This window comes from Rhizobium sp. P1_C7, assembly GCF_056406295.1.
Map to the genome: position 1 here is coordinate 298,908 of NZ_JBFUAL010000001.1, position 19,371 is coordinate 318,278.

Sequence of the window (19,371 nt, forward strand, 5' to 3'; positions counted from 1 at the left end):
ATGAAAACCGGCGTGACATCACGATAGCGTTGTGCCATGGACGCTCCATGGGGACGATGCGGCGCTTGTTGCAGGATAGGGTGTCTGCCAGCGCTGTTGCGGTGCTGGTCGCCTGCCTACTGTTGATCCAGGGCCTGCTCGTGGGTACGGCGCATGGCGCGATGGCGGCATCCGCTGCCGATCCCTTCCATGTCATCTGCTCCATGTCCAGAGCTGGCCCGGTCGATCAGGCCGGGCACGACAACGCGCCGCTCAAGAAAGTGCCGGAGTGCCCGTGCGGTACTCTTTGCCGCTTGGCCGCGGCTGCCATTCCGGCGATCCTTGGCGGGCAGAGCGGCTTCCTACACGTCGCTGTCGAAACTGCGATCGATAGTGTCTTCCCGGAGGAACATGCCAACGCGCCTGTCTTGCGCGGCCTCATCGCCCAACCGCGCGCCCCGCCCGTTTCTGCCTGACGTCATCTTTGAGCCGACACCGCGAACCCGCGTGTCGGCCCCGGTTCTTCCACGTTAGGAAATACTCATGTCCGATCTCACCAAAGGTCGGGAGAGCACAGGCGCTGCCGTGCGATCCGCGTCCGACCTCTATTGCGCCGTCTGGCGCTGGCATTTCTATGCAGGCCTTATGATCCTGCCTTTCATGATCACGCTCGCGATATCCGGCGCACTCTATCTCTTCAGCGACGAGATCGATGCGGCCATCTATTCCGATCTGAAGCGCGTCGAGGTTCAGGAAAGCGTAGCGAGGGTTGCGCCGTCCGCCATGGTGGCAGCCGCACTTGGCGCACATCCGGGAACCGCGATCAAGTTCACCGACCCGCTTTCCTCGACAGGCTCCGCGGAGATCACGGTCAACACGGAGAGCGAAGGCAAGCTTGCCGTCTACGTGGGTCCCTACACGGGCAAGGTTCTTGGCGCGTTGCCCGATCGTGGATCGATCACGTGGACGATCCGCTATCTGCACAGTTTGAAGTACTTCGGCTCGGTTGCCCGCGCCCTGATCGAGATTGCCGGCGGCTGGTCGATCCTTCTCGTCGGCACCGGCATCTACCTCTGGTGGCCGCGCAGACAGAGAGGCGGCGTCGTCAGCGTTCGCGGAACGCCGAAACGCCGTGTATTCTGGCGCGACGCCCATGCCGTTACAGGCATCTTCGTTGGCTTCTTCATCGTCTTTCTGGCAATCACCGGCATGCCATGGTCCGGTGTATGGGGCGATAAGGTCAACGAATGGGCGAACGGCAGCAACTTCGGCTATCCCGCCGGCATCAGGACCGCCGTGCCGATGTCTGACGAACATCTGGATCACATCGCGAAAACCTCATGGTCTCTGGAACAGGCACAGGTTCCGCAATCGGCGACCCATCAACATGGCGCGGCGCCGATAGGGCTCGATGAAGCAGTCGCCACCTTCGACCGGCTGGGCCTGCATCGCGGCTATGCCGTGAACATTCCCAACGCGCCGACTGGCGTCTACACCGGCTCGGTTTATCCGGACGACCTCTCCATGCAACGCGTGGTGCACCTCGATCAGTATTCCGGAGAGCCGCTGATCGACATGAGCTATGCCGACTACGGCCCGCTCGGCCGATGGCTCGAATGGGGCATCAACGTCCACATGGGCCAGCAATTCGGGCTTGTGAATCAGGTCGTGCTGCTCGTGGCCTGCATCGCGATCATCATGCTCGCCGTCTCGGCATGCGTCATGTGGTGGAAGCGACGCCCGGCCGGATCGCTTGGCGTGCCTCCGATGCCGTCCGACAGGCGCTTGTTCAGAGGCCTGCTCGCAATCCTCGTCATCGGCGGGATTGCCTTCCCGCTCGTCGGCCTGTCCCTCGTTGTCATGCTGGCATTGGACCGGGTGTACGTCAAAACCGCAAAGCTGCGATCGGCCTGAAGGAACAAGGAGGCGCCCAGGTTGGGGCGCTTCAATACCGGCGGCCGCCGAGGTGCCGGCCTTTCGCATGCGTTCTCGCGGGGCGGGTCTCAGAGGTTGCTCATCCCGCCATCGATGACGAGTTCGCTGCCGACAATGTAGGCAGCCTCGTCGGAGGCGAGGAAGACGATGGTCCTGGCGACCTCGCTAACATCGCCGAAGCGGCCGATTGGGATCTGCGACTGGATCTGGGCGGCCATTGCCTTGGAGTCGGTCTCCGACATGCCGAGCTTGCTGTAGAGCGGCGTTGCGATAGGGCCGGGGCTGACCGCATTGACGCGAATGCCGCGGCCGATGAGCTCGCCGGAAAGCGTCTTTGCCAGTGTTAGCAGCGCCCCCTTGGTCAGTGCGTAGACGCTGGAATTCGGCATCCCGATATGGGCGTTGATCGAGGTATTGAGCACGATCGAGGTCTGCTTCGAGAAGATCGGGAGCAGCGCCTGAATGAGGAAGTACGGCCCCTTCACGTTGATCGCGATCGACTTGTCGAAGGCGGCTTCGCTCCACTGTTCGAGCGGACCGAACTCGGCGACCCCGGCATTGACGAAGAGAATATCGAGGTGACCGAAGGCATTCCCGATCGCCTTGGCCACGGCCTTCTGGCCAGCCGCGTTGCCGGCGTCTGCCTCGATCACCAGCGCCTTGTCGCCAAGATCGACGCGAGCGGCCTCGACGCTCTTGACGCTGCTGCCGGTGATCGCGACGCGCGCGCCTTCGGCGATGAATTGACGGGCGGTTTCCAGCCCGATGCCGCTGGTGCCGCCGGTGATCAATGCTGTCTTGTTCTGCAGGCGTGTCATGGTTTGGTTCCTTCGCGAGTTGGAGCTTGGTATCAGGTGCGGGTGATCGACGCGCCGCCATCGACCAGCGAGGCTGTGCCGGTGACGAAGCTGGAATCGTCCGATGCGAGGTAGAGAACCGAGCGGGCGAGTTCATCGGGCGCGGCAACACGCTTCAGCGCATGCAGATTGGTGATGAAGCTCTGCTTGTCGGAGGTGTCGTTCATCTCGCGATACATGTCGGTGTCGACCGCGCCCGGCAGCACGGCGTTGACGCGCACGTTCTGCTGGCCGAATTCGGCGGCAAGCGCCTGCGTCAGCCCGATGATTCCTGATTTGCTGGCGGCGTAGGCAGCGACGCCGGGGAAAGCGAAGCTGTAGCCGACGAAAGTGGATGTGAAGATGATGGACCCGCCGCCGTTCTTTTCCATCTGGCCGATCTGGTGCTTGGCCGCCAGGAACGACGCGGTGAGGTTGATCGTCAGCGCTTCTGCAAAACCGGCTTCGGTAACGCCGGTGCTGGGGCCGGCTTCGCCGAGTGTACCGGCATTGTTGAAGGCGACGTCGAGCTTGCCGTAGCGGTCAATCGCGGTTGCGACCAGTGCCTTGTGGTAGTCTTCCGAGCGAACGTCGCCGGCAACGGCGACGGCGTCACCGCCGGCCGCCTTGATTTCCTCGGCGAGGCTTTCGAGTTCCGCCTTTCGGCGGGCTCCGACGACTACCTTTGCGCCCTCGGCGGCAAAGAGCTTGGCCGTTGCGCGGCCGATTCCGGAGCTTGCGCCGGTGACGATTGCGACTTTTCCATTCAAGCGATTCATTGGTCCATCTCCGTTGTTGGGTCGGGGTGGCGTGTGCCGTCCCGTTCGATGAGAGGAAGATGGCATTTTCCTTTCGTTCGGATTAGTCTCTAAATCGCGGAACTCGAATTCGGATATGCCGAACGATGATCAGAATTGAGGGAATAACGGCTTTCGTGGCCGTCGTGGAATCCGGCTCCGTCAGCGAGGCCGCGCGGCGCATGCGCCTATCGAAATCAGTAGTCAGCGAGCGATTGGCCGAACTCGAGAGATCATTGGGTGGCGTCCTGCTGCACCGGACGACACGAAAGCTCACCCTGACGGAAGATGGCACGGCCTTCCTGGAGCGCGCCGTACGCATCGTGCAGGAAATCGAGGAGGCAACGGCAGAAATGGCCGTGCGTCGCGGCACGCTGTCCGGTCCGCTGCGGATCGCAGCCCCCGTCACCTTCGGCCGCATGCATCTCGGCCCCGCGCTCTATCCCTTCCTCGTTGAACATCCGGATATCGAACTGATCCTCGACATCGACGACCGGCGCGTCGACGTCTCCTCAGAGGGCTACGATGCCGTCATCAGGCATGGTCCGATTGTCGATTCGCGGCTAGTCGCTTGGAAACTCAGCCGCAGCCGCCGGCTGCTGGTTGCCTCGCCGGACTATCTCGATCACCACGGCCTGCCGAAGACGCTGGCCGATCTCGACAGCCACAAAGGTATCTTCTACACCAATCGCGGCTCTGCCGACTGGCGGTTTCAGACGCCTGACGGCGCCATCGTCGTGCGTGCCAAGCTTGCCGTGGGAATGAACAACGGCGACATGATCCGCGACGCCGCCGTGGCGGGTCTCGGTGTTGCATTGCTGCCCGCCTTTATCGCCGGGCCGGCGATCAGCGAAGGGCTGCTTGCGGAGATTAATGTCGGCTACAGGCCGGAGGCCGAATTCATCTATATGGCCCATCCCGAGGGCCGCAATCCGTCCGCCAAGCTGCGCGCCGTGGCCGATCACCTGCGCAGGGCTTTTGGCGATCCGCCCTATTGGGACCGCATGGGCTGACAATCAGACCGATTAGATCAGGCTCATCATATTGACCGCGACGCGTGATCGCTGTGCCTTAAGCATGGCAAGCCCGAGACGCGCCACCAGCGGCGGCCCCTCGATCGGCCGGTAGGCCACGCCGTCGAGCGCCAGATGCGCGATCGATGCAGGCACGATCGACACGCCGAGATCGGCGGCGACAAGGTTTACGACCGATGGAATCTGCGGTGCCTCCTGCGTGACCACGAGTTCGAAGCCCGCATCGCGGCAACCGCGCACTATGTCGTCGTAGAGACTGAGACCCACCGTGCGCGGGAAAAGAATGAAGGGCTGGCCCGCCAGCGCCGAGAGCGGCACCTTCTCGTGCTTGGCAAGCGGATGATGGGCGGGAAGCGCGACCAGCATGGGTTCGTCCGCCAGCCGCTTCAGCCTGACGTCCTTCGGATCTTCCAGACCGGGCCGGATGAAGGCGACGTCGATCTCCTCGCGCATCAGCTTTTCCATCAGCCAGTTGCTGTTCATCTCAGTGAGCGACAGGCTGACCTCGGGCCACTGTCCGCGAAAACGGCGGATCGTGCCGCTGACCGCGGTATTGAAGGCCGAGGAGGCCGTGAAGCCAAGCGCAAGGCGACCGGTCTGGCCGCGGGTTGCGCGCTGGGCCGCGAGCTTCGCCTTCTCAGCCGAAGCCAGCGCCGCACGGGCTTCCGGCAGAAACGCGGTTCCTGCCTCCGTCAGCTCGGCGCCGTGCGGCACGCGGTGAAAGAGCATCGCGCCGATCTCGTTCTCGAGGTCGCGGATCTGCTGGCTGAGCGGCGGCTGGCCGATTCCGAGCTTTGCCGCCGCGCGGGTGAAGTTCTCCTCTTCCGCCACGGCGAGGAAATAACGGATATGACGGAGCTCCATTGGTATCTCCAAAACCTATTAAGAACGGCAGTCCCATATATTGGACAAATAGCATACCCGTGGCTAGATCAAAGGGCGTGAAAGGTTGGTGCCCCATGCCACGCGCCGCAGACAAGCAGCCAGACGTAGTCGAACCCCACTCCCGCCCGAATCTCCAGCTCGTCGGAATAACCGTGGAGCCCGCGGCCGAACGCGTGGAACAGGGGTTCCTGGTGCGCGGCACCGCGACTTATCGGCGCGCCAGCATCGCGCTCTTCCTTTCGGGATTCGCGACCTTCTCGCTGCTCTATTGCGTGCAGCCGCTGATGCCGATCTTCGCCGGGGATTTCGGGGTGAGCCCGGCCGCGAGTTCGCTGTCGTTGTCGCTATCGACCGGCTTTCTTTCCGTCGCGATTTTCTGTGCCGCGGCCGTTTCGGAGAGCTTCGGACGCCGCAGCCTGATGTTTGCCTCGCTGCTGGGTGCAGCGCTCTGCACGATCGCCTGTGCGCTCGTGCCAACTTGGCATGTGCTGCTGGTCATCCGCGCGCTGGAGGGCCTGCTTCTCGGCGGTGTGCCGGCCGTCGCCATGGCCTATCTGTCGGAAGAGATCGACCCGCGCGGCCTCGGCGCCTCCATGGGGCTTTATATCGCCGGCAATGCCTTTGGCGGCATGGCGGGCCGCGTCGTGACAGGTATGCTCGCCGAGTACTTCTCCTGGCGACCGGCACTCGGCGCGATGGGGCTTCTGGGCCTCGCCGCCGCTATCGGCTTTTTCGTCCTGCTTCCCGAATCGCGCAACTTCACACCGCGCCGGGGCGTCGATCCCCGCTTCCATCTGAGGGCCTGGGTCCGGCATGTCAGCAACCCCGCCTTGCTGCTGCTCTTTGCCATCGGCTTCCTGGCCATGGGCACATTCGTCACCGTCTACAACTACATCGGCTTCCGCCTCGTTCAGGCGCCCTATAATCTCAACCAGACCGAACTCGGCTTGATCTTCACGGTCTATCTCTTCGGTATCGCCGCCTCGTGGATCGCCGGCATGCTCGGAGATCGCGTCGGCCACTACATCGTCCTGCAGGCGGGCATTGCGGTCGCAGTCGTCGGTGCCGCGGTCACATTGTCCGCCTCGCTGCCGCTGATCATCCTCGGTATCGTGCTTTTGACATCGGGCTTCTTCATTGCCCACTCCGTCGCAAGTGCGCTCGTCGGTCGCCTTGCGCGAGGCACCAAAGGGCATGCTTCATCGCTCTACCTGCTCGCCTATTATATTGGCTCCAGTGTTGCGGGCTCCGTCGGCGGATATTTCTGGGCGGCAGGCGGCTGGAGCGCGATCGTCGTGTTCGCGCTGAGCATGCTCGGGCTGGGTATGATCGCGGCGCTCGCCGTTGCGCGGGTCGCCAGACAAAAGCCGGCTATGATCCATATCGAACAGCCCGGCGTGCGCGGGTGATCTACTAGGTCGTTTGGTAGAGGGGTGAACCGCCTCTCAGGTCACGTCACGACCCAGGCGATATAGAGAAGCGTCAACGCGATCACCCAGAGCGCAAGACGGCCCGAACGGCCGTGGCGCGCCTCGGACTTGCCAATCGCTTCAGCCGTTTCCGCGTCGAAGCGCAGCCCATTCTCGCTCATGTGCAGCAGCTGGTGATGGAATTTTTCCGTCTTGGCGGCAATATCGGGTGCGGCTTCCGCCAACTTGACAGCGGCTTTGAGGCCATCCTTGATGTCGGTGACTATCCGCTTCGGACCGAGATTGTTGCGGATCCAGTCGCCGACGACGGGTTCGGATGCCTTCCACATGTTGAAGCGCGGGTTGAGAATGCGCGAAACGCCTTCGACGACCACCATCGTTTTCTGCAGCATCACCAGTTCCGGCCGCGTCTCCATGTCGAAGAGTTCGGTCACCTCGAACAGCAGCGTCAGCAGCTTGCCCATCGAGATGGTCTCGGCCGGCTGCCCGTGGATCGGCTCGCCGATCGCCCGGATGGCCTGCGCGAAGCTCTCGACATTGTGGTGTCCGGGTACGTAGCCCGCCTCGAAATGCACCTCCGCCACCCGGATGTAATCACGGGTGATGAAACCGTAGAGGATCTCGGCGAGGAAGCGGCGTTCCTTCTTGCCAAGCCGCCCGACGATGCCCATGTCGACGGCAACGATCATGCCCTTCGGGTCGACAAAAAGATTGCCGGGATGCATGTCGGCATGGAAGAAGCCGTCGCGCAGTGTGTGGCGCAGGAACGATTGGATCAGCGTGTCGGCAAGTGCGTTGAGGTCGTGGCCGGCGGCCCGCAGGCCGTCGACGTCGGACATCTTGACGCCGTCGATCCACTCCATGGTGATGACGTCGCGGCCGGTGCGTTCCCAGTCAACCGTCGGCACGCGGAATCCCGGATCCTTCTGCGTGTTTTCGGCAATCTCCGAAAGGGCTGCGGCCTCCAGCCGAAGGTCCATCTCGACCTTGGTCGTCTGCTCCAGTGTCTTCGTCACCTCGACCGGCCGCAGCCGCCGGCTCGACGGCATGAAGCGCTCCTGCAGACGGGCGACCAGGTACATCGCCTCGATATCATGCGAGAAGCGCTGGCGCACGCCGGGGCGCACCACCTTGACGGCCACCGTCTTGCGGCCGGCGGGGGTCTCCACCTCGGCAGGGTGCACCTGGGCGATCGAGGCGGCGGCGATCGGATCGCCGAAGCTCACATATAGCTCGTCGACCGGCCGGCCGAGCGAGCCCGCGATGCTGGCCTTGGCCGCTTCTGCTGGGAAGAAGGCCATCCGATCCTGCAGTTGCGAGAGATCGTCCGCGAACTCGACGCCGACGACATCCGGGCGGGTGGCAAGGAACTGGCCGATTTTGACATAGGAAGGTCCGAGCCGTTCGACAGCTTGGGCCAGCCTGTCGCTACGTTTCCTGGACCGGGCGCGATTGCGTGCAAATAGGCCTGCAAATGACTTGGCGGCACTGACCGCAGGCGGCAGGTCTTCGGACGGCAGTGCCGAGACGACACCCTCGCGCACAAGAATCCACCCGACCCGAGCGAGCCGGAAATATGCGCCGAGCGTACTCATGCGGTCACATCCATCGGTTGCGTCGAGACGATCTTCGCCCCCATTCCTGTGTTTGTCACAGGAATGCAGCCAAGGCCCGTCTGCGCGTTGAATGAGCTAAGCAGGATAAATAGGTCTTCCGCATTCCCGGACGGGAGCGCGCTGGAGTCCTGTGACAAGCGCAGGAATGACGGAGAAACGATCAGCTCGCCCATTCTTGCTCAGAGCTTCCAGCCGGAGTGGAGCGCCACGATGCCGCCGGTGTAATTCGTGAAGCTGACGCGCGAGAAGCCGGCATTGCGGATCATATCTGCGAAGTTCGCCTGGTTGGGAAACTTGCGGATGGACTCGACGAGATACTGATAAGGCTCGGCGTCGCCGGTGATCGCTTTACCGAATTTCGGAATGGCGTTGAACGACCAGCTTTCGTAGACGCGGTCAAGCAGCGGCATGTCGACTTCAGAGAATTCGAGCACCAGCAGCCGCCCGCCGCGCTTCAGCACGCGGTAGGCCTCGCTTAGCGCCACGTCGATGCGCGGCACGTTGCGGATGCCGAACGCGATCGTATAGGCGTCGAAGCTGTTGGGTTCGAACGGCAGCTCCTCGGCATTCGCCTCGATAAAGGTCAGGTTGTCGGAAAGCTTCTTCTTGGCGGCCCGCGCGGCACCGACGCCAAGCATCGAGCCGTTGATGTCGAGCACGGTCGCATGCGCCTGCCGGCCGGATGCCTCGACGATGCGGAAGGCGATGTCACCGGTGCCGCCGGCAACGTCCAGAACCTTGTAACCGGGCTCCTTGAGCGGGTTAAGCGCGGAAATCATCGCGTCCTTCCAGACGCGGTGCATGCCCACGGACATGACGTCGTTCATGATGTCGTAGCGCTTGGCGACTTTGTGAAAGACGTCGTTGACGAGCCCCTGCTTTTCACCATCCGCCACGTCGCGGAAGCCGTAGGATGTTTCCATGCCGCCTTCGGCGGAGGTACGGCTTTCTGACATCGAACACTCCATTCTCTGAAATCGACACCGTGACCATAGCGAATTGAGGTCGGCGGCGCTATTTGTGGGCCACGGTCCGATCCGCGGCACCTTGGCCCTATAGCGCACATCGTCTGCGGTTGAAACATGTTAGATATAGATGGGTTAAGATGCCGGAATTACCAGAAGTCGAAACCGTGAGACGCGGGCTCGCCCCGACCATGGAGGGTGCCCGGATTGCCCGACTCGAGCTCAGGCGGAAGGATCTGCGCTTCCCGTTTCCCGACGCTTTTGAGGCGAAGGCCTCGGGCCGCACGATCGTTGGGCTTGGCCGGCGCGCCAAGTACCTGCTGATCGATCTCGATGACGGGACGACGATCATTTCCCACCTCGGCATGTCGGGTTCCTTCCGCATCGAGGCAGGGCCGGGCTCGGACACGCCGGGCGAGTTTCACCTTCCCCGGTCGAAGGACACAAAGCACGATCACGCCATCTTCCACTTGGAGGGGCCAGCCGGCACCACCCGTGTCATCTACAATGACCCACGGCGTTTCGGCTTCATGGATATCGCCGAACGGACCGCCCTCGACATCAACCCTTTCCTCTTCGGCCTTGGGCCGGAACCGACGGGGAATGCGCTGAGCGCCGCCTATCTCGCAGAACGGTTCGCCGGCAAGACGCAGCCGCTGAAGAGCGCTCTGCTCGACCAGAAGAACATCGCCGGTCTGGGCAATATATATGTCTGCGAGGCGTTGTGGCGCGCGCACCTGCGCCCGATGCGTGCCTCGGCGACCCTGGTGACCAAGGCGGGCAAGCCGACCAAGCAGATGGAAATGCTGGTCGTTTCGATTAGGGACGTGATTTCCGATGCTATAAAGGCCGGGGGCTCGTCGTTGCGCGATCACATCCAGACGGACGGTTCGCTCGGCTATTTCCAACATTCCTTCTCGGTCTATGATCGCGAAAGTCTACCTTGCCGCACGCCGGCCTGCGGCGGTACGGTCACCCGTATCGTCCAGGCGGGGCGCTCGACCTTCTACTGCCCCACATGCCAGAAATAGTGAGCCGACTGGGAGGAATCCATGGCCTATGAAACGCTGATCGTCGAAACCCGCAGCGCCGTCGGGCTCATCACGCTGAACCGCCCGCAGGCGCTCAATGCCCTGAATTCAACCGTGCTGAAGGAACTGCTGCAGGCGCATGCCGGTTTTCAGGACGACGACGCCATCGGTGCGATCGTGCTGACGGGCTCCGAGCGCGCCTTTGCCGCCGGCGCCGACATCAAGGAAATGCAGCCGCTGGAATTTGCCGACGTCTACAGCCGCGATCTCATGAGCGGGTGGGACGATGTCGCCAAGGTTCGCAAGCCGGTGATTGCGGCCGTCAGCGGGTTTGCACTCGGCGGCGGCTGCGAACTCGCCATGATGTGCGATTTCATCATTGCCTCGCACACGGCCAAGTTCGGCCAGCCCGAGATCACCCTCGGCGTCATTCCCGGTATGGGCGGGTCGCAGCGGCTGACACGGGCCGTCGGCAAGTCGAAAGCTATGGACCTGATCCTGACTGGCCGGATGATGGATGCGGCGGAAGCGGAGCGTGCGGGACTCGTTTCGCGGGTGGTGGCGCCCGACCGGCTGCTGGATGAAGCATTGGAAGCAGCGGCCAAGATCGCCTCGCTGTCGCGCCCTTCGGTGCTTATGGCCAAGGAAGCCGTCAATCGGGCATTGGAGACGACGTTGGAAGAAGGGCTGCGTTTCGAGCGCCGGCTTTTCCATAGTCTCTTCTCCACTGAGGATCAAAAGGAAGGAATGACCGCCTTCATCGAAAAGCGGAAACCGGCCTTCAAGAACCGCTGATCCCCGGAGCAAAGGCGGCTTTTCCTTGAAAATGCGCGTTGACGCCGCTCGGCTTTAGGGTTATATGCCCGCCCAAGGTTCGGGAAGCCACTCCGGTTTTCCGATTATGCTCCCGCATTGCTGTATGAAGTGGCCGCAGGGCCCGCGGTGATAGCGGAGTTTGTTCGAATTCTTGAGAGAGGCATCCATGGCCAATACAACTTCGGCGAAAAAAGCGACCCGCAAGATCGCCCGCCGTACCGACGTCAACAAGGCTCGTCGCTCGCGCGTTCGCACTTTCGTTCGCCAGGTCGAAGAGGCAATCGCATCCGGTGATGCTGCCAAGGCAAAGGAAGCTTTCCTCGCCGCGCAGCCGGAACTGGCTCGCGCCGCAAGCAAGGGCGTTCTTCACTCCAACACGGCTTCCCGCAAGGTTTCGCGCCTGGCAGCTCGTGTGAAGGCTCTTTCGGTCGCTGCGACCGCATAATCTTTCATTAATAAACCGATCGTTATCATTAGCCCGGCAACTTTGTCGGGCTTTTTCGATTCCACCGTACGGTTGTCCTGATGGTTAATTCGATGACTCCTTCGTGTCGGGTGGATGACACAAAAAATACTGCAAAAACAATAGCTTGCGTCAGGATGCTTCCAGCTTTAGCGACTCGCACCTTCCGTTGCGGGGTCTGAAACGAGTCAAGAAGCTTTTTTCTTTTTTTCTTTTTATGCGTGTCAAAATTGCCAGTTTGAGGAATCTCCTTGATTCAAAAGCGATTCTTTTTTGACAGCGGTGTGACGCCCTAAAAGTGCCCCCGGAGTCAACGGGGCCATCTTAATTTTGCGTAAAATTCATCGTTGATCTCCGTACCCGATCCTGCCTAAATGCCGGTCAACAAGGGGCTCGGACATCACCTGTTTAAGGCTTGGTTCTGAAACTGCCACGTCGGCAGGCTGATTGCTTTGTGTCTTTTGTTACGGAGAGCCTAGGCCTCCGGATTCTCACGCACTGGTGCAGTTTGGACCGCGGCTGTGGCTGCCGCGGAACGGAATGTCGTGTGCGTTTTCAGACGGCTTGGCGTTTAGCGTTAAGCCCAAGAAGAAGGGAAATCATACGCAGGCTGCTGATGCCCGTAAGGATGAGGGACGGGGACCAGCATGGGAGGTGGATCGGACGCCGTATGATGCGAGCGCCGTAAGCCTCCTGATAGTCGTCTCGTGTTTTGAGGCAGGCGTTTGAGTGAACCGGTTGGTGGGTGGCGCATGAGGGTGCCATTTTCTGGCCACAGCGGGGAAATAATCGGGCGACGGAAAAAGCCGCCCGGTGGAATTGGAAGGCGGCAATATGCACATGAATTCAATGGCGGTGGATGTTTTGGACAACAGTGACAGGACATCTCTGGCGTTTGGCTCTATTTGCCCAGAAGCGGCGGGGGAAAAGGGAGACATGAAGAATGGCATACTTTTTGAGCGCGTTAGCGCACGCCTGAAGGCGCAAGTCGGTCCTGATGTCTACGCGAGCTGGTTTGCCCGGCTGAAGCTGCATTCGGTCTCCAAGAGTGTCGTGCGGCTCACCGTGCCGACGACGTTTCTGAAATCCTGGATTAACAATCGATACCTTGACATGATCACCGGCATCTTCCAGGCGGAGGACGCTGAAATTCTCAAGGTCGAGATTCTTGTCCGCACCGCAACGCGCGCTGCCAAGCCCGCCGAGGAGGCCGTTCCCCAAGAACCGGCATCTTTGGTGTCGCAGGTGCGCCGTCCGGTCGCCCAACAGGCAGGGCATATCGCACAGCAGGCGGTTTCGGCTGCTGCCGCAGCTCGTCCGGCAACGGCAGGCTGGGGGCAGCCCCTTTTCGGCTCTCCACTCGACAATCGCTTCACCTTCGATACTTTCGTCGAGGGAAGTTCCAACCGCGTTGCGCTTGCAGCGGCAAAGACGATTGCCGAAGCAGGCCAGGGCGCCGTGCGCTTCAATCCGCTTTTCGTTCATTCGACCGTCGGTCTCGGCAAGACGCATCTGTTGCAGGCGATTGCCAACGCAGCCGTGCAGAACCCGCGGGCGCTGCGCGTCGTCTATCTGACGGCGGAATACTTCATGTGGCGCTTCGCGACTGCGATCCGCGACAACGATGCTCTGACGCTGAAGGACTCGCTGCGCAATATCGATCTCCTGATCATCGACGACATGCAGTTCCTTCAGGGCAAGATGATCCAGCACGAGTTCTGCCATCTCCTGAACATGCTGCTCGACAGCGCCAAGCAGGTCGTGGTTGCGGCCGACCGCGCGCCGTGGGAGCTGGAATCGCTTGATCCCCGCGTCCGTTCGCGTCTGCAGGGCGGCGTCGCGATCGAACTCGACGGGCCGGACTACGAGATGCGTCTCGAAATCCTCAAGCGCCGTCTCGCGGTCGCTCGTACCGAGGATCCGTCGCTGGAAATCTCGACCGAACTCCTGAACCATGTCGCTCGCAGCATCACGGCAAGTGGCCGTGAACTGGAAGGCGCCTTCAACCAGTTGCTCTTTCGCCGCTCCTTCGAGCCGAACCTGTCGATCGAGCGTGTGGACGAACTGCTCGCTCATCTGGTTGGCTCCGGCGAGCCGCGTCGCGTACGGATCGAAGACATTCAGCGTATCGTCGCACGGCACTACAATGTCTCGCGTCAGGAACTGGTATCGAACCGCCGTACCCGTGTCATTGTCAAGCCGCGCCAGATCGCCATGTATCTGGCCAAGACCCTTACCCCGCGCTCCTTCCCGGAAATCGGCCGTCGCTTCGGCGGACGTGATCACACGACGGTCCTGCATGCTGTGCGCAAGATCGAGGAACTGATTTCGGGTGACACCAAGCTGTCGCATGAGATCGAGCTCCTGAAGCGCCTGATCAACGAATAGTCTGCGACGTTTCAAATATTCAGCGGCCGGAAGCTATTCCGGCCGTTTTGCTTTGCATGGATCACCGCCGCCGCTTCTGTTGGCGGCTTGTCCAAATGCGCGCCCTCGAACGGCACGGCGCCAAAGCACTCGCCGATTGGCAAGGAGGTTGCGCGCGGCGTTGGAGGGAAGGCCGCGTGATCGAGCAGTTCAGTGTTGGTTTCTCTGGCTCGGCAGTGCGCAACGCTTGCCGCAGCTTGGTACGCCGGGAAGCATAAAGCGCAGACAGCAGATCTTGCGGCGGGCGACGCGCTCGCCGCCTTCGTCGATGTGTTGCACACAACCGCAAAATGGGTTCACGCCGCCGTCCGGCAGGCAGCCGCGAATGAAGAGCGGCAGGTCGGCGGCGGCCGCGCCCGCTTCGCCATCTGCCAGGCGGAGTGCGTAGTCGATGTACACAGCCGCATTGTTCCAGCAAAGCTTGGCCGAGATGCCGCAAGCCGTCAGCTGTGAGACAGCGTGGCCGAGGTGTGCTTCCAGCATTGGTCCGATCGCTTCGAAACCGTCCGCGCCAATGTGAGTGTCGATGCGTCCCGCATGCGACACGCCGAAGGCCCGCGGCAGGCCGGTGTCCGAGAGTGCAATCGTCATCTCACCGAATGCGACAGGAAGCGCCTGGGCGGAAAGCCGACGGGCGAGGAGGTAAGGAATGATCAGGCAAGAAAAGTAGTAGAGAGACCACATTGAGACGACGGCGCGCCGGTCGTTGCCGCCTGAGGCTTCCGCATAGCGGTCGATTGCTCGCTGAAATCCACTATTGCTGAAGAAGTCGGCCAGAGGAACGCCGCCGGCAAGGTTCGTCGCCAGCATCATCTTCTCACAGCACCAGGCGTGCTCGCCGGAAAATGCCGGCGAGAGTCGGCCCTGGAGCCCGTCGCCCCAATCGACATCCTGACGCTGGGCGCTAGCCATGTGGTTGCCTACCGTCCTGCTGCTTGCCGGTCGATGCTTGCCAGGCGGCGGCAGCCGCCGGGAGATGGGCCGCCGTCGCCCGCCTCGGTGCGGATACGCGCGGCGCCATGGTTGCGACGGTGCGGATGCTCATCAAATTGGCGGTCCCGGCAGGTTCACATCTGAAATCTGATGTGTCTCATAGCCAACAAAAAGGCCGGAGGGAAACAAATTTTGAATGTATTACTCCACTTTTATTGAGCCGCGTCCGCAACAGTGACCTCAGCGCTGGGCCTCCGAAAGCAGCCAGCGACGGAACGTTGCCGTTGCTGGTCGCTCCAGCGCCGGGCCGGGGTAGACCAGGTGGAAGGCGAGGCGGCTTGCGACGCCCTGCGGGAAGGGCGCGACGACGGCCCCCTCCTGAAGTTCACCCGCCAGAAACGATCGGCGCATCAAGGCGAAGCCCAGGCCGGCCTTCATCGCCTCGTAGGCGCCGTTGCCATGCATGAAGATCGGCCCGCGCGAAGCGTCCACCTTCGTTGCACCGGCCGCCTGCAGCCAAAGCTGCCAATCGTGGCGGTAGACATCGTGGATGAGCTGGAAGTCGGCAAGCGCATCCGGCGAGGGCGCATCGCCAAGCTCGCCCGCGACCTTCGGCGTGCAGACCGGCACGAGTTCGTCGTCCACCAGTCGCTCGCTGACCAGTCCGTCATATCCACCGAGCCCATGCCGGATCGCCAGGTCGATACCGTCGCGCTGAAAGTCCAAGACACGGTGCGAGGCGCTGATGCGCACGTCTATCTCGGGGTGGATCGCCTCGAAGCGACTAAGGCGCGGCACAAGCCAGTAGGTTGCGAAACCGGCGGTGCAGGTGACGTTCAGCACCGCGCCGCGTGCTCGAGCGGTGATCGCCGCGGTCGCTTCCCGCACCAGGCGGAATGCCGCCCTCAGCGTCGTGAAGTAATCGGCGCCTTCGACGGTCAGAGCCAGCGCCCGGGTCTTGCGCTCGAATAGCTTGACCCCGAGCGCCGCCTCGAGATCGCGGATCTGAAGGCTAACCGCTCCGGGCGTCACGTTGAGCTCCTTCGCCGCCAACGTCATGCTGAGATGTCGGGCCGCCGCTTCGAAGGCACGTAATGCGGAAAGAGAAGGAAGATAATCGCTCATGATTTAGCTCAGCTAAAGCGTAGTTCGAGAAAGACTCGTTTGTCAGTATCCGCTTATCGAAATAATATCAGCATGAAAGCGATCCTCAAAGGGGTTCGCGAATAGTGATGCGGCGAGAATAATTCGGAAAATGCGTTCAATGTCGCGCAACGATCGGGTGGCGCTGGCTGTTGCCGCGACGTAAACCGGTTGGGGCTTCAACAGGAGAAGGTCATGCAACAGAAACAGATGGGTCTTGGCGAGTGGGGAATGTTGCTGGTGCTCTCCCTGCTGTGGGGCGGTTCGTTCCTCTTCAACGGCATTCTGGTGAAGAGCCTGCCGCCGTTCACGATCGTGACCGGCCGGGTGCTGATCGCAGCGATTGCTCTCAACCTCATCGTCCGCGCAACGGGCCACGTCATGCCGCGCGACGGCAAGGCCTGGGCCGCCTTTTTCGGCATGGGCATCCTCAACAACATGATCCCCTTCTGCCTGATCGTTTGGGGCCAGACGCATATCGCCAGCGGCCTGGCGTCGATCCTCAACGCGACCACGCCGCTCTTTGCCGTGGTCGTCGCGCATCTGCTGACGGCCGATGAAAAGATGACCGGCAACCGCCTGCTCGGCGTGTTGGTCGGCTTTGCAGGCGTGGCCTATATGATCGGTTTCGATGCCTTGAGGGATCTAGGCGCCAACGTTCTGGCGCAGCTCGCCGTACTGGGTGCTGCGCTCACTTATTCTTTCGCCGGCATCTTCGGTCGCCGCTTCCGCCAGATGGGGATGGCGCCGCTCATTCCGGCTGCCGGGCAGGTGACCGCGTCCACCATCTTGATGCTGCCGGTCGCCCTGCTGATTGATCGCCCCTGGACACTGGCGGCACCCTCTGCCGAGACCTGGATGGCTCTCCTCGGTCTCGCGCTGCTGTCCACGGCAATCGCCTACGTGCTGTTCTTCCGCATCCTGGCCACGGCTGGCGCGACGAACCTCATGCTCGTCACCTTCCTCATCCCTGTCAGCGCCATCCTGCTCGGCGCCGCCATTCTTGGCGAGCAATTGCAGGCCAAGCATCTGATAGGTATGGCGATGATCGCGATCGGCCTTGCGGGCATCGACGGACGCTTGCTCTCCCTAGGAAAGAGGCGAACGGTCTGATGTGGAGCAATTCCAGCGGAAGTTCATATCGGCTTTGCGTTCGGAATTGCGAGAAAATAAAAGGTTAGAGTGTCTCCGCGTTTCGGAAAAAAATGGGGAATGCGCTAGCAGGCGAGGTCGGCAACCACGGAATCGAGGATTAGCATGCCGGAAGGCGTGCAGCGAAGCCGCGAGTTGCCGATCCGCTCGATAAAGCCGTGTTCCAGCAGGAATTCCTCACGCTTCGGGTCGGGGTCACGACCCGAAAGCTGCTGCCAGCGGGCAAGATCCACACCCTCCGTTAGGCGAAGCCCCATCAGCAGCAGTTCGTCGGCTTGTTCGTCATAGCCGAGCTGTTCCTGATCGAGAACGCCGTGGCCGTCCCGTTCCACGAGGTCCAGCCACGTTTCCGGCTTGCGCTCGGTGGCGGTCGCGATCTTCGCGGATCCGCGCGTCAGCCGCCCATGCGCACCGGGGCCGATGCCTGCGTAGTCGCCGTAACGCCAGTAGGTGAGATTGTGACGGCTCTCGGCGCCCGGGCGGGCGTGGTTTGACACCTCGTAAGCCGGCATTCCCTCGCTGGCGGTGATCTCCTGTGTCGCCTCGTAGAGCAGCGCCGACTGATCGTCATCGGGGACGATCAGCTTGCCCGCCTTGTGCAGACCGAAGAAGGGCGTGCCCTCCTCGATCGTGAGCTGGTAGAGCGACAGGTGATCGACGGCGTAGGAGATCGCTTCCCTAAGCTCGCGCTCCCATTCCTCCACCGTCTGGTTCGGGCGGGCATAGATCAGGTCGAAAGACATGCGCGGGAAGATGTCGCGCGCCAGCTTGATCGCCTTCAGCGCATCGGCAACATCGTGCAGCCGTCCGAGAAACTTCAGGTCGCGATCGTTCAGCGCCTGCACACCGAGCGATACACGGTTGACGCCGGCGGCCCGATAGCCGCGGAAACGCTCCGCCTCGACGCTGGAAGGGTTCGCCTCCATGGTGATCTCGATGCCGTCGGGCATGTGCCACTCTTTGGCAATGCCGTCGAGGATGGCGGAAACGGTAGACGGGTGCATCAGCGATGGCGTCCCACCGCCAAGAAAGACGCTGGTCACCGTTTTCGGTCCGCTCAGTTGCCGCATGCTCGCCATCTCCTTCAGGAAGGCGGCGGTGAAGCGCTCCTGGTCGACAGGCTTGTGGCGGACATGGCTGTTGAAGTCGCAGTAAGGGCATTTGGCCGCGCAGAACGGCCAATGCACGTAAACGCCGAAGCCGGGCTCCCCGGTGTCGGGCAGAAGTAGGGCATCGCGCGTCAGGTTGGGCTGTTCCAAAGTGTCACCGATCGATCTTAAGCGTCCAGGCAGGTTTCGACAAAGAGTTTGAAGGCGCGTGCACGGTGCGAAAGCGCTTTCGGCTTGCCGATGTTCCAGCCGTGCTTCTCCTCGCCGCTCATCTCGCCGAAGGTGATGTCATAACCTTCGGGCTGAAAAACCGGATCGTATCCGAACCCTTGTGTGCCGCGCGGCGGCCAGACGACGGTGCCTTCGACCTCGCCGCGGAAGAGCGCGATATGCCCGTCCGGCCACGCAAGGCACAGCACGCTGATGAAGCGTGCGCTCCGCTGTTCCGGCTTGGTGGCACCTGCATCCTGCAATGCCTTCTCTACCTTCTCCATCGCCATTGCGAAATCGCGTGTGCCATCCGCGGTTTCCGCCCAGTTGGCGGTGTAGACACCAGGATCGCCACCCAGCGCATCGACCACGAGCCCGGAATCGTCGGAGAGCGCCGGCATGCCGGAGGCATTGGCCGAAGCGATCGCCTTGATCGTCGCGTTTTCCTCGAAGGTGGTCCCCGTCTCGTCCGGCTCGATGAAATTCAGATCGGCCGCGGACCTGGCGGTAAAACCGAAGGGGCCGATCAGATCCTGGATTTCCTTGATCTTGCCGGCGTTGTGGCTGGCGACGACGATGGTCTTGGTCTCAAGCTTGCGCATTGGGTGTC

General features: G+C 61.9%; 20 protein-coding genes. 9 read left to right on the forward strand and 11 right to left on the reverse strand.

Going from position 1 to position 19,371, the window contains the following annotated elements:
- Positions 1–47: 47 nt before the first annotated feature.
- Positions 48–455 (forward strand): hypothetical protein, encoded by a 408-nt coding sequence (locus AC1D2R_RS01500; RefSeq protein ID WP_477964055.1) that lies wholly within the window; start codon positions 48–50, stop codon positions 453–455.
- Positions 456–522: 67 nt separating this feature from the next.
- On the forward strand, positions 523–1,893 hold the full coding sequence (locus tag AC1D2R_RS01505) for a PepSY-associated TM helix domain-containing protein (protein WP_477964057.1): 1,371 nt from the start codon (positions 523–525) through the stop codon (positions 1,891–1,893).
- An 89-nt stretch (positions 1,894–1,982) separates the two neighbouring features.
- Here AC1D2R_RS01505 and AC1D2R_RS01510 read toward each other — a convergent pair whose 3' ends face one another.
- Together AC1D2R_RS01510 and AC1D2R_RS01515 are read right to left on the reverse strand one after the other, a co-directional pair.
- The gene (locus AC1D2R_RS01510) at positions 1,983–2,732 is read right to left on the reverse strand and encodes an SDR family oxidoreductase (protein ID WP_477964059.1); all 750 of its coding nucleotides are present in this window, start codon (positions 2,730–2,732) and stop codon (positions 1,983–1,985) included.
- A 32-nt stretch (positions 2,733–2,764) separates the two neighbouring features.
- Positions 2,765–3,529 (reverse strand): SDR family oxidoreductase, encoded by a 765-nt coding sequence (locus tag AC1D2R_RS01515; RefSeq protein ID WP_477964061.1) that lies wholly within the window; start codon positions 3,527–3,529, stop codon positions 2,765–2,767.
- Positions 3,530–3,654: 125 nt separating this feature from the next.
- On the opposite strand from AC1D2R_RS01515, the gene AC1D2R_RS01520 reads away from it, so the two are divergent.
- Positions 3,655–4,560, forward strand: a complete 906-nt coding sequence (locus tag AC1D2R_RS01520; protein ID WP_477964063.1) for a LysR family transcriptional regulator — start codon at positions 3,655–3,657, stop codon at positions 4,558–4,560.
- A 12-nt stretch (positions 4,561–4,572) separates the two neighbouring features.
- On the opposite strand, the gene AC1D2R_RS01525 is transcribed toward AC1D2R_RS01520, so the two are convergent.
- The gene (locus AC1D2R_RS01525) at positions 4,573–5,445 is read right to left on the reverse strand and encodes a LysR family transcriptional regulator (RefSeq protein WP_477964065.1); all 873 of its coding nucleotides are present in this window, start codon (positions 5,443–5,445) and stop codon (positions 4,573–4,575) included.
- Positions 5,446–5,540: 95 nt separating this feature from the next.
- Between AC1D2R_RS01525 and AC1D2R_RS01530 the strand changes: the two genes are divergently transcribed.
- Positions 5,541–6,875, forward strand: coding sequence for an MFS transporter (locus tag AC1D2R_RS01530; RefSeq protein ID WP_477964067.1), 1,335 nt, complete (start codon positions 5,541–5,543; stop codon positions 6,873–6,875).
- 41 nt (positions 6,876–6,916) lie between these two features.
- Here AC1D2R_RS01530 and ubiB read toward each other — a convergent pair whose 3' ends face one another.
- Genes ubiB through ubiE form a run of 3 tightly spaced genes read right to left on the reverse strand, consistent with a single transcriptional unit; the run spans position 6,917 to position 9,468 of the window.
- Positions 6,917–8,491 carry a 2-polyprenylphenol 6-hydroxylase gene (gene ubiB / locus AC1D2R_RS01535; RefSeq protein ID WP_477964069.1) on the reverse strand — a complete coding sequence of 525 codons (1,575 nt, stop codon included), beginning with the start codon at positions 8,489–8,491 and terminating at the stop codon, positions 6,917–6,919.
- Positions 8,488–8,685 carry a hypothetical protein gene (locus tag AC1D2R_RS01540; protein WP_477964071.1) on the reverse strand — a complete coding sequence of 66 codons (198 nt, stop codon included), beginning with the start codon at positions 8,683–8,685 and terminating at the stop codon, positions 8,488–8,490. The genes ubiB and AC1D2R_RS01540 overlap by 4 nt, the downstream gene beginning before the upstream one ends.
- Positions 8,686–8,691: 6 nt before the next feature.
- A complete protein-coding gene (gene ubiE, locus AC1D2R_RS01545) occupies positions 8,692–9,468 on the reverse strand; it encodes a bifunctional demethylmenaquinone methyltransferase/2-methoxy-6-polyprenyl-1,4-benzoquinol methylase UbiE (RefSeq protein ID WP_477964073.1) in 777 nt (258 codons plus the stop codon).
- Positions 9,469–9,617: 149 nt separating this feature from the next.
- Here ubiE and mutM point away from each other — a divergent pair, with 149 nt between their 5' ends.
- The 4 genes from mutM (at position 9,618) to dnaA (ending at position 14,175) form a co-directional block, all read left to right on the forward strand.
- Positions 9,618–10,508 (forward strand): bifunctional DNA-formamidopyrimidine glycosylase/DNA-(apurinic or apyrimidinic site) lyase, encoded by an 891-nt coding sequence (mutM, locus tag AC1D2R_RS01550; protein ID WP_477964075.1) that lies wholly within the window; start codon positions 9,618–9,620, stop codon positions 10,506–10,508.
- A gap of 21 nt (positions 10,509–10,529) precedes the next feature.
- The gene (locus AC1D2R_RS01555) at positions 10,530–11,303 is read left to right on the forward strand and encodes an enoyl-CoA hydratase (protein ID WP_477964077.1); all 774 of its coding nucleotides are present in this window, start codon (positions 10,530–10,532) and stop codon (positions 11,301–11,303) included.
- 187 nt (positions 11,304–11,490) lie between these two features.
- Positions 11,491–11,769, forward strand: coding sequence for a 30S ribosomal protein S20 (rpsT, locus tag AC1D2R_RS01560; RefSeq protein WP_037065626.1), 279 nt, complete (start codon positions 11,491–11,493; stop codon positions 11,767–11,769).
- An 852-nt stretch (positions 11,770–12,621) separates the two neighbouring features.
- A complete protein-coding gene (dnaA, locus tag AC1D2R_RS01565) occupies positions 12,622–14,175 on the forward strand; it encodes a chromosomal replication initiator protein DnaA (protein WP_477964079.1) in 1,554 nt (517 codons plus the stop codon).
- A gap of 189 nt (positions 14,176–14,364) precedes the next feature.
- On the opposite strand, the gene fhuF is transcribed toward dnaA, so the two are convergent.
- The 3 genes from fhuF to gcvA all read right to left on the reverse strand — a co-directional run bounded on the left by fhuF (position 14,365) and on the right by gcvA (position 16,272).
- Positions 14,365–15,126, reverse strand: a complete 762-nt coding sequence (gene fhuF / locus AC1D2R_RS01570) for a siderophore-iron reductase FhuF (protein ID WP_477964081.1) — start codon at positions 15,124–15,126, stop codon at positions 14,365–14,367.
- Positions 15,119–15,259 carry a hypothetical protein gene (locus AC1D2R_RS01575; protein WP_477964083.1) on the reverse strand — a complete coding sequence of 47 codons (141 nt, stop codon included), beginning with the start codon at positions 15,257–15,259 and terminating at the stop codon, positions 15,119–15,121. The genes fhuF and AC1D2R_RS01575 overlap by 8 nt, the downstream gene beginning before the upstream one ends.
- 128 nt (positions 15,260–15,387) lie before the next feature.
- Positions 15,388–16,272 (reverse strand): transcriptional regulator GcvA, encoded by an 885-nt coding sequence (gene gcvA / locus AC1D2R_RS01580; protein ID WP_477964085.1) that lies wholly within the window; start codon positions 16,270–16,272, stop codon positions 15,388–15,390.
- Between the two features lie 213 nt (positions 16,273–16,485).
- Here gcvA and AC1D2R_RS01585 point away from each other — a divergent pair, with 213 nt between their 5' ends.
- Positions 16,486–17,403: a DMT family transporter gene (locus AC1D2R_RS01585; protein WP_477964087.1), complete on the forward strand. Its 918-nt coding sequence runs from the start codon at positions 16,486–16,488 to the stop codon at positions 17,401–17,403.
- A gap of 104 nt (positions 17,404–17,507) precedes the next feature.
- Here the strand turns inward: AC1D2R_RS01585 and hemW are convergent, their stop codons facing one another.
- Entirely contained in the window at positions 17,508–18,701 is a 1,194-nt protein-coding gene (hemW, locus tag AC1D2R_RS01590) for a radical SAM family heme chaperone HemW (RefSeq protein WP_477964089.1), read from the reverse strand.
- Between the two features lie 17 nt (positions 18,702–18,718).
- Positions 18,719–19,363, reverse strand: a complete 645-nt coding sequence (gene rdgB, locus AC1D2R_RS01595; RefSeq protein ID WP_477964091.1) for an RdgB/HAM1 family non-canonical purine NTP pyrophosphatase — start codon at positions 19,361–19,363, stop codon at positions 18,719–18,721.
- Positions 19,364–19,371: the final 8 nt, after the last annotated feature.

What these genes read in the sequence shown, in the direction of transcription:
- AC1D2R_RS01500 (WP_477964055.1), top strand. Translation starts at nt 48, where the DNA reads ATGGGGACGATGCGGCGCTTGTTGCAGGATAGGGTGTCTGCCAGCGCT.
- AC1D2R_RS01505 (WP_477964057.1), top strand. Translation starts at nt 523, where the DNA reads ATGTCCGATCTCACCAAAGGTCGGGAGAGCACAGGCGCTGCCGTGCGA.
- AC1D2R_RS01510 (WP_477964059.1), bottom strand. Translation starts at nt 2,732, where the DNA reads ATGACACGCCTGCAGAACAAGACAGCATTGATCACCGGCGGCACCAGC.
- AC1D2R_RS01515 (WP_477964061.1), bottom strand. Translation starts at nt 3,529, where the DNA reads ATGAATCGCTTGAATGGAAAAGTCGCAATCGTCACCGGCGCAAGCTCC.
- AC1D2R_RS01520 (WP_477964063.1), top strand. Translation starts at nt 3,655, where the DNA reads ATGATCAGAATTGAGGGAATAACGGCTTTCGTGGCCGTCGTGGAATCC.
- AC1D2R_RS01525 (WP_477964065.1), bottom strand. Translation starts at nt 5,445, where the DNA reads ATGGAGCTCCGTCATATCCGTTATTTCCTCGCCGTGGCGGAAGAGGAG.
- AC1D2R_RS01530 (WP_477964067.1), top strand. Translation starts at nt 5,541, where the DNA reads ATGCCACGCGCCGCAGACAAGCAGCCAGACGTAGTCGAACCCCACTCC.
- ubiB (WP_477964069.1), bottom strand. Translation starts at nt 8,491, where the DNA reads ATGAGTACGCTCGGCGCATATTTCCGGCTCGCTCGGGTCGGGTGGATT.
- AC1D2R_RS01540 (WP_477964071.1), bottom strand. Translation starts at nt 8,685, where the DNA reads ATGGGCGAGCTGATCGTTTCTCCGTCATTCCTGCGCTTGTCACAGGAC.
- ubiE (WP_477964073.1), bottom strand. Translation starts at nt 9,468, where the DNA reads ATGTCAGAAAGCCGTACCTCCGCCGAAGGCGGCATGGAAACATCCTAC.
- mutM (WP_477964075.1), top strand. Translation starts at nt 9,618, where the DNA reads ATGCCGGAATTACCAGAAGTCGAAACCGTGAGACGCGGGCTCGCCCCG.
- AC1D2R_RS01555 (WP_477964077.1), top strand. Translation starts at nt 10,530, where the DNA reads ATGGCCTATGAAACGCTGATCGTCGAAACCCGCAGCGCCGTCGGGCTC.
- rpsT (WP_037065626.1), top strand. Translation starts at nt 11,491, where the DNA reads ATGGCCAATACAACTTCGGCGAAAAAAGCGACCCGCAAGATCGCCCGC.
- dnaA (WP_477964079.1), top strand. Translation starts at nt 12,622, where the DNA reads ATGCACATGAATTCAATGGCGGTGGATGTTTTGGACAACAGTGACAGG.
- fhuF (WP_477964081.1), bottom strand. Translation starts at nt 15,126, where the DNA reads ATGGCTAGCGCCCAGCGTCAGGATGTCGATTGGGGCGACGGGCTCCAG.
- AC1D2R_RS01575 (WP_477964083.1), bottom strand. Translation starts at nt 15,259, where the DNA reads ATGAGCATCCGCACCGTCGCAACCATGGCGCCGCGCGTATCCGCACCG.
- gcvA (WP_477964085.1), bottom strand. Translation starts at nt 16,272, where the DNA reads ATGAGCGATTATCTTCCTTCTCTTTCCGCATTACGTGCCTTCGAAGCG.
- AC1D2R_RS01585 (WP_477964087.1), top strand. Translation starts at nt 16,486, where the DNA reads ATGCAACAGAAACAGATGGGTCTTGGCGAGTGGGGAATGTTGCTGGTG.
- rdgB (WP_477964091.1), bottom strand. Translation starts at nt 19,363, where the DNA reads ATGCGCAAGCTTGAGACCAAGACCATCGTCGTCGCCAGCCACAACGCC.